The following is a 15,741-nucleotide window of genomic DNA, read 5'->3' as shown; positions in this document are numbered from 1 at the left end:
CACTATCACCAAATGACAGTGTCACTCTTGATACTACCACACGGCATCCATCGTCACCCACTGCGCTTTTCCTCCCAAGACCCCAATACACCCGATAGGCCATCCCATACGGAAGCTGAAATGAATCCCACTACGCCGATCGCGACCATCCCAGCCACAACTGCCGGGTAATCAACTACAGTAAATGCCCTCCAAGTTCTATACCCCAAGCCAGACTCACCTGAAACCATTTCCGCAGACACAACGCACACCCACGAAACGCCAATAGCAACGGACATTGCTCCAAAGATACTGGGGACAATAGCCGGGATCAACACATACCAAATAGCCCTTAGTCTCCCAGCCCCCATTACCACTACACTATCAGTCCATGCTTCTGGAATTCTGCACGATGCTGCCCTGGTACTTACATACATCGGGCCGAACGCAACGGCTCCGGTGATACTAATAATGGCTAGCTCAGTTGCAGGCAATAAAAGAATCGCCATCGGCACCATGGTAATAGCAGGCACTGGTCGCACTATCCCAATAATCGGCGACAAGATCGCATCCACAACACTATACTTTGCAGCCGCAATACCCGCAGCCGTCCCCAGAACGGACGCCACGCCGAATCCCCAACCAATCCTAGTCACACTCTGACCGACATCACTCCAGAACGTACGGCTAGTTACCCAGCCCAGAAGAACGGTTCCCACTTCCGCCGGCGTCGGCAGTCGATCGAAGGCAAGCAACAAGCGCACCTCATGACTTGAGAGCAAATGCCACCCAACAATGCACATAGCCACCGCAGCCAAACTAATAGCCATGTTAAGGCGCCGGTTGTCTACGTTCATCACAACTCATCACTCCTGAAGACCGCTTGATCGAAGGTCAACTGCTCACAATTCCCTCGGGTGCGCTCCAATTCCCGCCAACTTTGATTCGTAGCGCATGAAATACTGTCAACTTTGCCCCCCTTGCCAGGAATGAGTGCCCAGAAGCTTCGCTCGCCGAACCAGATCGTCCCCGTAACACCGTCTGGAACATATGTCGCACGCACGGCACTCGAGCCACCTGCCAATGAAACTGCACTCAGAAGCTCTCGAGGGGATGTGAACCCGCGTGGAGCATTTTCACCTTTGAACCAACACTCACAAACAGCTTTCTCCGCTGACAGTCCATTGGGCTCCCAAGGTTTGCGCTCCAGATACGCAGGCAAAACCCTCTCAGTGAGCAGTAGACTCTCTACTGCACGGGGCACCCAGTCTTGATCGACTACCTCGGCGAGGTTCACTTCGAGCTCAAGCATGTGCTCCGAAAGGAACTCCTTCTTATCTTTGAGAGACTGTACAAGCTCATGGCCCAGTGCGGGGTTGAAGGTAGCTAACCCAATATTGCCTACATAGAGGTACACCACCTCCAGCTCAAAACCTGTCAATCTTGACAACACACGTGCCGCGCCCAGCGGGTCTTCTCGAATACGCTCGGTGGCGAGAATCATGGCCTCGATAAACGCAATGGCCACTGTCTCATTATTCGACAACCATTCTTTTCTGGCCACGACACCGTGAAATGTAGGCTCCTTCACCGCACCGCCGTCAAAGATCAACCGACCGCTACCCTCATGGACAAGCACCCCCGGCCATGGGCCAAACTGCGAAAGCCCATCCACTGTCTCCGAACGCATTCTGGATGCACCGATGCTTGGCGATTGATTCTGCACTCGGACCCTTGATAGATCGAGATCCTCCATCAATGCGGCAGCCACCAGTAGGGCGTGCCCCGCAGAGCCCTCGCTCGTAGAAACGACCCTTCCGGAGAGGCCGGGTAACAGGTCAACTGAGCTTGATGAAGGAACGACGATCCCGTTCAACGCTCCCATGCCGTTATAGCTTGTCGCTGCAATCAAAGCGCTCGCGGAGTGCGGGGAGTCGGAAGTGCGGTGTGCATTGACTAGAATAGGAAGATCACCCATCGAGCCCAGATCCAGCTTCTCAGCCGCCATCATCGCCGTTATTGACGCGCCTGCATCGTAATCTCGCCATACTACCCTCGGCCGCTCCGGATTGTCTCCATAGTGAACGCGAAGTCGCTCTTCGAATAGTCCCCACTCTCTGAGAAGCGCACCGGCATTCGCTGTGTTCAAGGTCATGCTTTGGTAGCCGACCCGGATGTCCGTCAGAGCGCCCACAGAACTGCACCCCGCACCTAAAAGAGCCCCACCAAAGGCAACGCTAGATGCTTTCAGCACATCCCTCCGGCCAATCACAGTGAGCCTTTCGCGCAATCTGTTTTATCAGACATCCAATTCTGCTCGTTCCTATTCCGCAAGCCCGCAAATGCGGCCAAGGCAACAATTGCGACAAGAGCAATACCTCCACCAGCAGCCATTAAGAAGCCATCACCGAATGTCGCCGCCAAGGCTCCGATGATTAGCACACCAACCGGAGTGCCCCCCGCCACAGCGAGGGCGTACCAACCCATGGCGGCACCTTTTCGCGAAGGATCCGCATTGAGCTGCACAAAAACGTTCGCTCTCGCGGAACCTACCTGCACGAGTCCGCCTAGAATGAAGCACGAAACCGCGAACACAAGAACCGGCGTCCATGGCGCGACCAGCTGTAGGCAGCAGACAGCCATAAAGCCCCCAAATACAGATCGTAACGAAGGAGTCCTATTACGTGCGCCGAATACTGCGGTTCCCAATACTCCTCCAAAGCCGACGAGCGACAGGACTACACCCATATACTCTGGCGTTAGCGAGTAACGCAGCTGGCCCACGCCTACGACCATCATGTGCATATTCATGGCAAACGAACCCATGAACGCCATAGCGAGGATGACAAGACGGACATTGCTTTGCACCACTGACAGATTTCGTTCCACCGTCTTCCTCGAATGACTGTCGCTGGCACCGTCAATCACAGAGTAGTTCCGTATGCGCGCCAAGACGAATATAAGCGGAGTGTGAAGCACAGCGATTACTGCTAGCGCAGTCGAATACCCGAATGAACTTACCGTAACGCCCGCAAGAGCAGGGCCAGTAAGTCGAGCCAAGTTGTAAATGCTCGAGCCGACGCTAACGGCCCTTGGAAGTAACTGTTGATGAACGAGGTCGCCCATCAACAATTGAGCACTGGGTCCATCGAAGGCCGCACCGACACCTATAGCAATGGTGCAAACTAAAAGAGTTGGAAGAGATAACAGGCCCCCGCACCAAAGCGCGGCCGTCACCAAAACCCATGTCATCATCCAGCATTTCGCAACCAGTACAATGCTGGCACGGCTACGACGGTCCGCCAACGCTCCAGCGAACGTGCTGAACAGGAGCGTTGGGAGAAACTGTCCTGCTGTTACAACAGTCAGGATTAACGCCGAATTTCCCGGTAAAGAGAGCGCAATCAAATCCTGCACGACTCTCATCATCCAAGTGCCTGTGTTAGCCAGACCGCTCGCAACTGCATACGTTACAAAAACTGCTCCGAGATGTATCCGTCCGTTAGCGTTCATCAGCTGCCTTCCTCACGCGTCGACTTGCCCAAAGGCCCGGCGTAGCACTTCTACCTGCGGGGCACGACCGAGACTGCTGGTGCCGCAACCTAATCTGCCCAGAGAGGAAACTGGAAAGACAGTGTGCTGCATTGGAGAGCAGGGAGACGCCCGCGACAATCACTATCAGCTGGGGTAGCAATCGAACGCTAAAGTGATCAAAGTAGCGGGTGGTGTACGGAGTTTCTCTGGAGCTCATTTGCTCCGCGCCACGCGGAAAGTGGCTCGATTAATGTTGCGTGCAAGCTATAGATTGACCTAAAGGTTGTTTCCAGCATCACGAACGGATCTGCGATGGTGCTATTACGTTGGAGCGCTAGACGTTCACACCTAACCGCCGAATCGGCATCACCCAGCTCCTTTAGACATTTCGCTCGGTTCAACAATGGGTACTCGTCATGAGGCGCTTCCGCGGCACTATTAGTTGAAGCTACAAGGGCTCGCTCCCACTCTCCGAAGCCCGCCACCGTTCTCGCAATGCCGCTCCATGCGCGCGCGCGAAAATGCGCCTCCCAAGGAACCCTATCGGCAACCCGAAGAGTACCGGTAAACGCTTCATGGGCCCCTGCGTAATCCTCCATGGAAAGAAGCATGTAGGCAAGATAATATACGGCGTGAGGCGAATCCGGAAACTGGTTGCACAGATCTCTCATTTGCGCGATCGCGAGCTCTTTGTCATCATACGTAAACCGCGCCACTTCTAGCTGCCATCTAGACGTTACGTCTCGTGGGTTCACGGCCGCTTGGGCTTGGAGTGGAGAAATGTAGTTGGCATCCCGTTCAACCGATGCACCCCACAGAACATAATGGTTTACAACGGTGGGAACAACTGGAATCGTCTCTCGCTTAGGTAGCGAATCCTTGACGGATTCATGGATCTCTCGCTTGAACTGTATGCCTTGGTCCGTACGGAACGCGCGAACGGCGTTTAGCGTTGATAGCTGTCCGTTGCCGATCCAGTTGCGGACAGACACTCGCGCGACGCGGTAGGAAGTAAGAGTCTGAGCGACAGCACTTAACCCCTCGGCGGAGATCATTTCATCAGCGTCTAGACAGAGAACGTACGGTGACTGAATCTTTGTGAGAGCCCAGTTACGCATAGACGCATACTTCCCCCAGACTGACTCTGGTGCCGAATACACTGAGGCACCACTCGCGTTCGCGACTTCTACACTATCGTCGTCGGAACCAGTGTCTACAACAACTAATTCGCGACAGAAGGCACGCAGCACGGTTAGCGTATGGCGGAGCTTGTCGGCCTCATTGCGAACGACGATGAGAATAGCTACGGCGGATTGATCAGTCATCTGCGTTCACCTGGGCGCTTTCCATTGGGCGCAGTTGCAAAACCGTAACTTTGTTGTCCGCAGAGACTACCCATTCGATACCCGCTGGCGCTTCGAAGTGGGTAGCGCCCAGACGCGCATAGTGAGTGACCGTATTGAATGCTTGCTCTCGCGCATCGAGACTCTGGTGCGTTGCAGGTTCGGGAGTGGAACGGTCGATACTGAAGGACCGTTGCTGATGCAGGCCTTCCGCATCAATGTACACTGGAGAGTCTGGCCTTCCGTCCGAGTACGCGTGCCCGTGCATCCAACCTGCCAAGTACGGGCCCACAATAATTGCCACCTTTTCGATTGCTCGTCGGTCTGCGTCTCCGTAATACGAGCGTGCGCGATCGGCTCTTGAGCTGTTTATAACATGCTGAAGCGCGTTCCGTACTGCGGTAGACGTTGGGCTCACTCCGACGACCGAGTCGTATATGCCTGCTCCTGTGGCCTCGCAAGAGTCCTCCAGCTCGGCGCTGGAGCGCACAACGATGGGTTCACCTTTCGCGAGCCTCACAACCTCTTCAACCAACTTTTCCAACTCGTTCGACTCGTTTTGTAGACGACGGCAAGTCCTAGATGGCACAACCCACAGCTGTGGTGGCGTTGGCAGATGTAGGGAGTCCGCGAGACGCAGCCCTCTAGCCTTCCCACCAATGTCGGGGCTAGATGTTGTGTACAGATCTTCAAGCAAGATTGGGTCATCCAGAGGGACGACGGCCGGGTACCCTGTTGGTCGCGCCGCATCGAGGCGTTCGACGACGCCTTCGTTGGCATTGAGCCGGATGGTTTCCCCGTGTCGTAGATCTGTTAGGTCAGCGACGCCGAGAAGGCACGGGATGCCTCGCTCACGCGCAACCACTGCTCCGTGGCTCAGAAGCCCAACTTCTGCGGTTATGATGCCAATACAGTTCGTGAGCAGTAGCCCGATATCAAAATCGGTGCCTGCTGTGACAATGATGGCATTATCTGGTAGCTCGTCAGTAAGTCTACTATTGGCCTCGACATGATAGACCAGTCCGGTGACGTCGCCTGATGAAGCGGGAATGCCGTGGAGGCGGCGCGTCGTGTGTCGGTTTGCTGTACTTGACGAAGGCCTCCCTGTCGCGGTGATCCTCGTCCGCGAGAATATAAAACCATGGTCTCGCGCGGCCAGCTCGGCTGGTCGAGCTGCCCACCCACTGGTGAGCTCGTAATAGTCGTCTAGTAGCAGATTCGCTCTGACAGAGGGCGGCAGGTGCACTCGGGCCGCCAGCTCAAGGGCGACAGTCTCCCTAAAGGTAGAAGCTCTCCCCATGAGTACCTTGTTGGCATCCCGACGCGCGCCTAGCGTGCGTAGCGCGTTAGCTAGCTCTCGTGTTTCGTCGCGCAAGCCCAGAGTAAGTTCGGGAAGAGAGGGAGTCTTAGAGGAGTTTTTGCGTACGGGCGGCGCAGATCTTGAAGCCCGGCGGAAGCGCGCTTCGAACTCTGCTATCGAGGGAGTGGATCGGCCGTAGGCAGAGGCAAGCTTTCCATATTTCTGTAGCCAAGGGAGTAGCGCTTCACGGAGTTGCGGTCCTCGAAGGCCACTGTTCGCGCGAGCGAACTCGGTAAACTTGCGGTCTTCTGTCATTAACGCGGTTGGCGTTGAATCGGCGACAAGTCCGCTGGCAAGCTGATCCAGCGTGAGAAGGTTCGACTCGCCAATGTCATTGCTTATCCGGTACTTAAGGAGGCGGGATAGCGCGACCTCTACCTGAACAAGGTTGACTTCGTAGATGTCTCCAAGCGGAATCCAGAACAAATCGGTAAGAAGATCGTACAGAGCCCACTCGTTTAGATCGGCTAGGCAGACGTCCTGCGCGTGAGCTAGCAGACGTTCTGTATCGATTCTGGGCCGATCTAGTGACTTGTTTAGACGGCCAAGCCGTTCTTGGAGGTTCGAATTGAAGATTCGTGCAAGTCCGGAAGTGACACGCTCCCACTCCCACCTGTCGCAGGTGGCAGTAACTTTCCCAGAGGAGTAGGATACCTCAACTGTGTCCAGCCGGTACGGGTTGATAGCAGGATTCTGCCGTTCGTAGAGCCGGCTGAGGAACTCGGCGCCTAGAAGGGAAGCTGTAGTCCTGGAGTTGATCAGCACGCGTGGCGTTCTGGCCGAATGGTCTTTTACCGCTTCGGTTTCTTTTGTGGCCGGGAGGATAGTCATAGAGCGTACTCCCATCCTGGCTTCCAATGCCAGTCGAGGTTAATTAGTTCGGAGAGGGGACGAGCAGGCGTGGCCGCTCGTTCAATGGCATACTGTGTCGCTCGGTGGCCGACTATGCAAATGCCTCGGGCACTTTTCTGTTCGCGTATTTCTGTGAGTGCCTGCGTAACTCGTGTGACAGCTTGGCTGACACTCTCACCCCCCTCGAATGGCGTGAGGATGTTTGCTTCTGTCGCAATAGTGCTCCCGTGTCGCTGCTGCCCGGACATGAGACCGTAGTCGCATTCGCGAAGCCTCCAATCTCGGATCACTCTGCACCCGATGTAATTCGCCGCGATCTCTGCCGTTAGGTACGCTCGACGCAAGTCTGATGTGTATATGTGCTGTATGTTGCGGGTTTTTAGTCGCTCTCCAAGAGCTATAGCTTGCTGAACGCCTTCGTCTGACAGGGGGGGATCCGTCCATCCCGACATAATCCCAGCTTCGTTGTCCACGCTCGTGGCATGGGATTCAAAGCGCAAGTGCATCGTCGCCTCCGATCCGCGGGTCTGCAGCCATCGCCACAAGGGCGGCTTCATCGTTTACGTTATAGGCTCGCCCTTGCGGCATGTAGGCGTACGCGAGCGAATGTGCTACCACGTAGTCATTGAATGTGTCCTCCTTGTGACTGGTGGAGTTTGCAATGTAAGCCATTACCTCAGGTGTGCGATCGATTATGTAGACGCCGATATTGATGTAGTCGTCGCTGTCAGTGCTTGCGGTTCGTTCCCACGAGAGAAGCTCGTCGTTGTGTCCTAGCCGGAATATGGCAGCTCCGTTAGTCGCTGCTGTTGGCGCGACGAGTATGCTCACAGGGCGATTGTGCCCTATGTGCCACTTGTGCATTGCGGTTAAGTCAAAATCGGCCCAAAAATCCCCAGCGAGCATTATTGCAGTGTCGCATCCACGACTGAGACTCTGAAATGCTGGTCCCAATGGGCCATAGATGTTGCGATTCACTGCGACGGTTACGGCGGATGGTATGCTTGGGTGGAGAGAAATAGGCTTGACTGTGTCTGGGTTTGCGTACAGGACTGTACGCATCCTCATCTGTAGCGCCGTTCTGCATATGCGTCCAAGCAGAGTGTCTCCGCGGGGGGAGTTCGTGCCGATTGGCAGTAGTCCCTTTGGGAGCGATTCGCCGAGGCCCGCGCTACGTAAATAGGGTTGCATTCGAGTATTACGTCCAGCAGCGGATATCGTAACCTCTATCGTAGGTAGACTATGCATTGTCGCCTCCGGTTTGGAATCGGTTTAGTTGAGCGCTCACTGCATCCAGTGCGTCGCGTCCTCCGTGAGTATTATTCGGAATTTCGCAATGCGGTGTGCCGAGCGCATTGGTTAGCTGTTTCAGCTGGTGCCTAATGATGTTAGTGGCGTTCTGTGCGTCTGTAAGACTCGGAACGGCGACATTACGGGACTCTAGTTTCGCGCGTTTGTGGAGTCTGTCGCGGAGAATGGATGCGTCCGCCACGATATGGACATAGAGGTCGGCGGCCAACGTTCTTTCGACTTCAAGCTGATAGGCCAGTTGGCCGTTGATCGGGCGCACTGTATGGCACGTGATGATCAAGGGACTGATCGTGCTCAGTCGGGTTGCTGTTGCTTGTTGGGCGGCATATAGAGCTTCGGAAGGTGTAACAGACATCATTGTGTCGCGGTCTAGGTCTAGATACTCGCCTAGGAGAGTTCCCCAGTTCAGATGGGGTATTCCTGTTCGGGCGGACAAGCGAGTGGCGATGTAGTCTTTTCCCACGCCTGCTTGACCAGTGACTGCGACTCGGAGAGTTCGCGTTGCGGCGGGCGCATTGCTTTTAGAGATACTGTCTCCTTTGGGGCTGTGCCTGCCTTGGTTGGCGGCTAGCAGCCCGGTTAGTGCTCCTTTGCGTGTGAAGGGTATCACTGTTCACAGTTTCTAGTCGTGTAGCTGCGCGGGCGTGTTCGGCGCCGTTGCCGGCGGTCACGAGTCGTGTCTTGCAGGAGGGTGTGACGGTTCGCCGCGCGACAGGCGCGGTGGCCGGGCTTCCAGAGGGCCGGGGGAGCCGACCTCCCACCCGACCGCGCACAGCCGAGCGAGGAACCCTCTGCCAGGCCCCGCCGCGGAGACCTCAGCGGCTCTTGATCCTGCGGTAGGTCTGTACGGCGGTCAGGTCGGCGTCTTCTTTGCGGATCTCCGCCTGGTGCGTCTTGACCGCCGGTCCTTCGAGACCGCGATCGACGTACCGAATCAAGTAAACCCAGCAAGTCCCGGCGCCCTGGGCGGGGTGTCCGTGCTTGGACAGGAATCTGATTCCCAGCGGCAGGTGCTGTCGTCGAGCGTGACCTCGTCGCGCAGCGCGGTGGCGATCGCAGTCGTCAGGACCCTGTCGTCGCCGGTGAGCTGGGCCAGTGTCAGAGGCTCCTCCGGGAGTCCCTCTATTTCGGCGGAACGACGATCTGCCTAACGGCAGCTGCGCTATCTCTCGGCGTAGCCCCGTATGCCGGCCTGATAGGCGCAGCCGGGGGGTCGGAGGATTACTCGCCGGCTTCGTCTATGGCGCGTCATCCCACCGGATCGGAACGGGGCCGGCAATGCTGCTCGGCACGGCAGGACTCACTCTGTTCTGCTTCGGACTCAGCCAATCCCATGATCTCGTGTCACTCGTACTGCTGACGACCCTTGCAGGGACATGTGTCTCCCCGATCGTGATCCCCGCAGCGGTCAAGCTCCAACAGGCCGCTCCCGCCTCGCTCTACGTCCAGGCCATCACGTGGACCGGATCGGCCAGTGCTCTCGGGTCCGCCGTGGCCGCTCCACTTATCGGCCAGCTGGTCGATGAGCACTCAGCGCGAGCGGGCTACCTCGCGATCACTGCCGTTCTCATTCTTTTGCTCTTCGTGACGGCCCTACTCGCTCGCGACCGCCGACTATCGCCCGCGCATAATTGGTCCGATACGGGGATGGACGGGACTGCCGCACGATCAGGTCAGCTGGGGTGTCAGGCCGCGTGGCTCACGGCCGGGCTCACGATCGTTGCGAAGCCGACGTGTTATGTCATTCGGTCCAGCCGAGAAGCGCGCTCATCTGCTGGGCTATGTCTTGCGGAGTGCGACCCTTCGTGTCGAGGCGATGCACAGCTGACTCAGAGTCCACGTCGAGCCGCACGGCGGCGTCCCTGCTCCTTGCCGCATGGGCGTCGAGGCTGTCGCCATGTTCCCGCGTCCGGAGTCGATTGTGGAGCGTGCGAGGGGTCGCCTGAAGCAGGACGGCTGTCACGCGAGGATCATCACCCATCGCCTTCGTGATGGCACCGACCTCGAGGACAGACACCGTGTTGGTGAAGATCAGTCGATGATGACCTAGCGCTTTTTAGTTAGCCCAGATCGCCGCGAGGTTCTTGAAGGCGAGCCCTGTTTTCCACGGAGCGGGGTATGCAAGGTCCAGAGCGTCACCCTCCACAACAGCGTGCTGAATACCTTGTGCGGCGAGAAGGTCATGCAGAGCGAACGCGGCGGACGACTTCCCGACGCCGGAAGCTCCACCGATGACTAGAAGCTCTGACCCGCTCATGCGACCAGGATGCCTCGCACCTGGTCGCTCCCGCCACTCTTAATAGTCCAGCTGGAGACGAGAGCCGAAGGACCAGTGCCTGACGGCGTCAGAGGTCGAGGCCAGGGTCCATCGAACTGACTCTCTTGCCCGTCTCCCTCGCATAGGCGATCTCGCGCCGCGTTGCCGATCCGAGGTATCCACCTTCGCTCACCACTCGAACCTCGTCCGACACGTCGATACGGCGTAGATGCAGCTCGCCCAGGGCCTCACGTCGTGCTGACGTCAGTTCTTCATCGATCGCTTCGGGGGCGAGCGCGATCTTCCCGAGCGCGGTGAGACGCCGCCGCTCCGACTCGCAGAGGTTCTGGAAGCGGAGTTAGCCACAGAGGCAGACCACTCCTGGCCGGTCGGTTGGACCCATCTGTCAATCTCCTTGGTGCTAGGACGTGACCACAGGGGACGAAGGCTGAACGACCTGTCTGAATCGCGGCCGCGGAGTGGTAAGCGGCCAGCTGCCATCACCCCTCCCTCCAGCACAGTTCACACAGCCGCGTTGCTGTCAGCGTTGCTGTCATTGCCGTAATCGGGGCGAGCGCCAGAACGGCGAACTTCGCTCTGACCAGCGGTGGGCCCGGAGGGGATCGAACCCTCGACCCGCGGATTAAAAGTCCGATGCTCTACCAACTGAGCTACAGGCCCGTGCCCGCGTGGCGGGCCAACCCATCTTAACGGCGCGCGCAGGACGAAGCGGACGCCAGGTGACGGGTCCTACCCGTCTCCTGGCGTCCGCCGTGCGCCGTTCCCGTCGTCGCCGGGCCCGCCGGTCAGACTCCGGCGTTGCGCCTGTTGTCCTGGTAGTCGCTGACGTCCACGCCTTCCCAGACCTCGATGTTCTTGATCTCGGGCAGGTCCGAGGCGAGGAAGATCGGGTCGTGGCCCTGTGCCAGCTGCTCGTTGTAGTGGCGCAGCAGCTTCATGGCGGTCGGGGCGAGCAGGGCGATCACGATGAGGTTGATGATCGCGATGAAGACCATGCTGACCCCGGCGATGGACCAGGCCAGGTCCACCGAGATCACCGACCCGATGAACACGAGGGCGACCACGGCGAGGCCGAAGGCGATGTGCCAGCCGCGCTTGCTGGTGATGAAGTGCATGTTCGCCTCGCCGTAGGAGAAGTTCCCCAGCACGGAGGTGAAGGCGAGCAGGAACATGATCGCCGCCAGCAGGATCGCGGCCCATCCGCCGAGGTTGGCGGTCATCGACTCCTGCACCATCACCAGTCCCTCGCCGCCGGCGGAGACGTCGGGGAAGGCCACCAGCACGATGAACGCGGTGATCGAGCAGATCAGGATCGTGTCGAAGTAGACCCCGAGGGTCTGGACCAGGCCCTGCTTGACCGGGTGGCTCACAGAGGCGGTGGCGGCCACGTTCGGCACCGAGCCCATGCCCGCCTCGTTCGAGAGCATCCCGCGCTGGACGCCGTTGACGATCGCGGCACCGATGCCGCCACCGATCGCGGCCTGCGGACTGAACGCCTCGGTGACGATCTGGCCGATCACACGCGGCAGCTCACCGAGGTTCAGGCCGACGATGAGGATGCCGATGACCAGGTAGATCAGCGCCATCAGCGGCACCATGTTCTGGGCCACCCGGGCCACCCGGCGCATCCCGCCGAAGACGATCACGCCGGTGAGGACGGCCAGCACCACACCGAGCACGACAGGCATCCACGGCATCCCTGCAGGATCCGCGTAGATCGCGACCGCACCGCTGAACGCGTCGACGATGGTGTTGGCCTGCAGCGAGGTGAAGGCGAAGGCGAAGCAGAAGATGAACAGGACGGCGAAGAGCAGCCCGAAGCCGCGGCTGCCGAGCCCCCGCTGGATGTAGAAGGCCGGCCCGCCCTTGTAGGTGTCCTCGGCACGGGACTTCCACAGCTGGGCGAGGGTGGATTCGATGAAGCTGGCAGCGCTGGTGAGCAGGCACATCACCCACATCCACAGCACGGCGCCCGGCCCGCCCAGGAAGATCGCCCCGGCCACGCCGGAGATGTTGCCGGTGCCCACGCGCGCGGCCGCGGAGACGCTGAAGGCCTGGAACGCGCTGAGGGACTTGGTCCTCACGATGCGGTTGCGGCCCGCTCCGCGCTGCTCACGCTGCGCCTTCTGCGTGATCGCGCCGAACATCGCCGGGATCATCCGGAACTGCACTCCCCGGGAGCGGATCGTGAAGTACAGGGCGAGCACGACGACCACGGGCATCCCTGCCCAGGTCCACAGCCAGCCCTCGGCGTTTCCCAGCCATTCATTGAGTGATTCCAGAGGAGTCATGCCATGACGGTACCCAGTGCCCCTCCAGGTCCGTCGCGATTCGGCGCGGGGAGGCCCCGGTGACTCACTCATGTCTGCGCGCGCGGGAGCCCGCGATCCGGGCACTCGTGACGCACAACACAGAGAGTTCTCGTCCCCGGCCGCCATCGAGCCGACCGCGACAACGTTTGCGCAGGTCGGCACGTATAGGAGGGCCTTGTCCGACAATCCGACGAGCAGGACGTCGGCGGTCACGTTTTCGTTACGACACTCCGAGCGGAGGCCTCTCCGCGAGGACCCGGGGTCCACATCCGTCGGCGTTCTCGATAGCGTTGGGGATCGTTATGGGCCCGTTGACGACGATCGAAAACCACTCCGACTCGAACCGACGCACGACCCGATCCAGCTCCCCCGCCGCCGACCTCACGATCACTGCGCCTGCTCAGAGCCATGGCGCCGACATCTGGCGCGTTGCCCGGGACAGCGGATCTCTCGACCTGAACACCTCCTACGCCTACCTGCTGCTCGCCCGTGACTTCGCGGCGACCTCCCGGGTGGCCCTGCACGAGGGAGAGGTCGTCGGCTTCGTACTCGGATACCTCCGCCCGGACGCTCCCGAGCGGCTGTTCATCTGGCAGATCGCCGTCGACGAGTCGATGCGAGGCCAGCGCGTGGCAGCCCGGCTGCTGGAGGCGCTGCTGGAGGATCTCCCGTCGGTGACCGCACTGGAGACCACCATCACCGAGGACAACAGCGCCTCCCAGCGCCTGTTCGCCTCCCTCGCCGAGCGCCATGGCGCCAGCCACACGATCGAGCCGCTGTTCGAGGAGAGCCACTTCCCCGACGAGGGCCACGGCGCCGAACTGCTCCACGTGATCGGAGACCTGCGCCCCGGCGCATGAATGCGCTGCGCTTCCCACACCTCACCCGTCGAGACGGGCGTCTCCGTGCGCCCACAGGACCCCACAGACCATCCGCACCCATCCATCAGGGAGAAGGCACCACATGACGACGACCGCACCCACCAATGCCATTGAGCTCGAGTCCCAGGTCCGCAGCTACTCCCGCAGCTGGCCCACCACGTTCACCCACGCCACCGGCAGCACGCTGACCGCCGAGGACGGCCGGGAGTACATCGACTTCTTCGCCGGCGCCGGCGCCCTGAACTACGGCCACAACCACCCCGAGCTGAAGAAGGTCGTCATCGACCACTTCCTCGAGGACCGCGTCGTCCACGGCCTGGACATGTTCACCGACGTGCGCCGCCAGTTCCTGGAGACCTTCAAGTCGCAGATCCTCGAGCCGCGCAACCTCGACTACGTGATGGCCTTCCCCGGCCCGGGCGGCGCCAACGCCGTCGAGGCCGCCCTGAAACTGGCCCGCAAGGTCACCGGGCGCGAGTCCGTCGTGAACTTCACCAACGGCTTCCACGGGATGACGCTCGGTGCGCTGTCGGTGACCGGCAACTCGATGAAGCGCGGCGGCGCCGGCATCCCCCTGGTCCACGCCACCCCGATGCCGTTCGATGACTACTTCGGCCAGGTCGTCCCGGACTTCATGTACCTCGAGCGTCTGCTCACCGACGGCGGCAGCGGCCTGAACAAGCCCGCCGCCGTCATCGTCGAGTCCGTCCAGGGCGAGGGCGGCATCAACGCCGCCCGCGCCGAATGGCTGCGCGGCCTCGCCGATCTGTGCGCGAAGCACGAGATCCTGCTGATCGTCGACGACATCCAGATGGGCTGCGGCCGCACCGGCGGCTTCTTCTCCTTCGAGGAGGCCGGCATCAAGCCCGACATGGTCACGCTCTCGAAGTCCATCAGCGGCTACGGCCTGCCGATGGCGCTGACGCTGATCAAGCCCGAGCTGGACATCTGGGAGCCCGGCGAGCACAACGGCACCTTCCGCGGCATCGGCCCCGCCTTCGCGACCGCCACCAAGGCGATCGAGCTGTTCTGGAGCGACGACGAGCTCCAGAAGGAGACCATCAAGAAGGGCGCCTACATCGAGAGCCGCTTCAACCAGCTGGCCGCCCGCTTCGAGGACCACGAGCTCATCGTCAAGGGCCGCGGCCTCGCCCGCGGCCTGGGGATGCCCAGCGGCGAGCTGGCCGGCAAGGTCACCGACCGTGCTTTCGAGCTCGGTCTGCTGGTGGAGACCTCCGGGCCCGACGACGAGGTCGTCAAGCTGCTGCCGGCGCTCACGATCCCCGAGGACCAGCTCCGCCAGGGGCTGGACATCATCGACCAGGCCGTCGCCGAGGCGCTGACCGCCTGAGCACCCCACCCCCGTCGGCCCGCTCCAGCTCCGGGGCGGGCCGACGTCTCCCTGAGCGCCCGCTCGGGGACCGCAGGACCCCGTTCATCCACGGAGAGGAATTCCCCCATGCTCGTTCGCACCCTCGATGAGGTCACCGACACCGACGCGGACATCAAGTCCGAGAACTGGCGCAGCAAGCGCATCATCCTGGCGAAGGAGGGCGTCGGCTTCTCCGTGCACGAGACCACGCTCTACGCCGGGACCGAGAGCTACTTCTGGTACGCCAACCACATCGAGGCGGTCTTCATCACCCAGGGCGAGGGGGAGATCGAGGATCTGGCCACCGGCGAGAAGCACCAGCTGGCGCCGGGCAGCCTCTACCTGCTCAACGACCACGACAAGCACATCGTGCGGCCCCGCACCGAGATCAAGTGCGTGTGCGTGTTCAACCCGCCGGTCACCGGCCGCGAGGTCCACGACGAGAACGGCGTCTACCCGCTGGTGACCGAGGACGCCTGAGGCGGGCTCCTCCGTCCGCGGGCCCGCTCGAGGCCGTAG

The 15,741-nt window shown here is 60.1% G+C and carries 13 protein-coding genes and 1 tRNA gene; 4 read left to right on the top strand and 10 right to left on the bottom strand.

Going from position 1 to position 15,741, the window contains the following annotated elements:
• Positions 1-53: 53 nt before the first annotated feature.
• The 8 genes from AC5020_RS15505 to AC5020_RS15470 form a co-directional block, all read right to left on the bottom strand.
• A complete protein-coding gene (locus tag AC5020_RS15505) occupies positions 54-836 on the bottom strand; it encodes an ABC transporter permease (protein WP_464988934.1) in 783 nt (260 codons plus the stop codon).
• Positions 836-2,134, bottom strand: a complete 1,299-nt coding sequence (locus AC5020_RS15500; protein WP_464988933.1) for an ABC transporter substrate-binding protein — start codon at positions 2,132-2,134, stop codon at positions 836-838. Before AC5020_RS15500 ends, AC5020_RS15505 begins: the two co-directional genes overlap by 1 nt.
• Positions 2,135-2,247: 113 nt before the next feature.
• Positions 2,248-3,492: an MFS transporter gene (locus AC5020_RS15495; protein WP_464988932.1), complete on the bottom strand. Its 1,245-nt coding sequence runs from the start codon at positions 3,490-3,492 to the stop codon at positions 2,248-2,250.
• A 197-nt stretch (positions 3,493-3,689) separates the two neighbouring features.
• On the bottom strand, positions 3,690-4,838 hold the full coding sequence (locus AC5020_RS15490; RefSeq protein ID WP_464988931.1) for a glycosyltransferase: 1,149 nt from the start codon (positions 4,836-4,838) through the stop codon (positions 3,690-3,692).
• Positions 4,831-6,981, bottom strand: coding sequence for a PEP/pyruvate-binding domain-containing protein (locus tag AC5020_RS15485; RefSeq protein WP_464988930.1), 2,151 nt, complete (start codon positions 6,979-6,981; stop codon positions 4,831-4,833). The genes AC5020_RS15490 and AC5020_RS15485 overlap by 8 nt, the downstream gene beginning before the upstream one ends.
• Before the next feature lie 62 nt (positions 6,982-7,043).
• A complete protein-coding gene (locus AC5020_RS15480) occupies positions 7,044-7,574 on the bottom strand; it encodes a histidine phosphatase family protein (RefSeq protein ID WP_464988929.1) in 531 nt (176 codons plus the stop codon).
• Entirely contained in the window at positions 7,558-7,899 is a 342-nt protein-coding gene (locus AC5020_RS15475) for a nucleotidyltransferase family protein (protein WP_464988928.1), read from the bottom strand. Before AC5020_RS15475 ends, AC5020_RS15480 begins: the two co-directional genes overlap by 17 nt.
• A gap of 409 nt (positions 7,900-8,308) precedes the next feature.
• Complete coding sequence (locus tag AC5020_RS15470) at positions 8,309-8,989, bottom strand: AAA family ATPase (protein WP_464988927.1); 681 nt, start codon at positions 8,987-8,989, stop codon at positions 8,309-8,311.
• Between the two features lie 485 nt (positions 8,990-9,474).
• Here AC5020_RS15470 and AC5020_RS15465 point away from each other — a divergent pair, with 485 nt between their 5' ends.
• Positions 9,475-10,371: an MFS transporter gene (locus tag AC5020_RS15465; RefSeq protein ID WP_464988926.1), complete on the top strand. Its 897-nt coding sequence runs from the start codon at positions 9,475-9,477 to the stop codon at positions 10,369-10,371.
• Positions 10,372-11,244: 873 nt separating this feature from the next.
• Here AC5020_RS15465 and AC5020_RS15460 read toward each other — a convergent pair.
• Together AC5020_RS15460 and AC5020_RS15455 are read right to left on the bottom strand one after the other, a co-directional pair.
• Positions 11,245-11,317: transfer RNA gene (locus AC5020_RS15460), tRNA-Lys, on the bottom strand.
• A gap of 125 nt (positions 11,318-11,442) precedes the next feature.
• A complete protein-coding gene (locus AC5020_RS15455; RefSeq protein WP_464988925.1) occupies positions 11,443-12,948 on the bottom strand; it encodes an alanine/glycine:cation symporter family protein in 1,506 nt (501 codons plus the stop codon).
• A 332-nt stretch (positions 12,949-13,280) separates the two neighbouring features.
• Between AC5020_RS15455 and ectA the strand changes: the two genes are divergently transcribed.
• From ectA to AC5020_RS15440, 3 genes are all read left to right on the top strand, one after another.
• Positions 13,281-13,829 (top strand): diaminobutyrate acetyltransferase, encoded by a 549-nt coding sequence (gene ectA / locus AC5020_RS15450; protein WP_464988924.1) that lies wholly within the window; start codon positions 13,281-13,283, stop codon positions 13,827-13,829.
• 103 nt (positions 13,830-13,932) lie between these two features.
• The gene (gene ectB / locus AC5020_RS15445) at positions 13,933-15,201 is read left to right on the top strand and encodes a diaminobutyrate--2-oxoglutarate transaminase (RefSeq protein WP_464988923.1); all 1,269 of its coding nucleotides are present in this window, start codon (positions 13,933-13,935) and stop codon (positions 15,199-15,201) included.
• Between the two features lie 108 nt (positions 15,202-15,309).
• Entirely contained in the window at positions 15,310-15,702 is a 393-nt protein-coding gene (locus AC5020_RS15440) for an ectoine synthase (protein ID WP_209903649.1), read from the top strand.
• Positions 15,703-15,741: the final 39 nt, after the last annotated feature.

It is taken from the genome of Brachybacterium sp. SYSU DS0246 (assembly GCF_059391765.1).
Note: the sequence above shows the minus strand (reverse complement) of the source record. Positions and strands in the feature narration are given on the sequence as shown.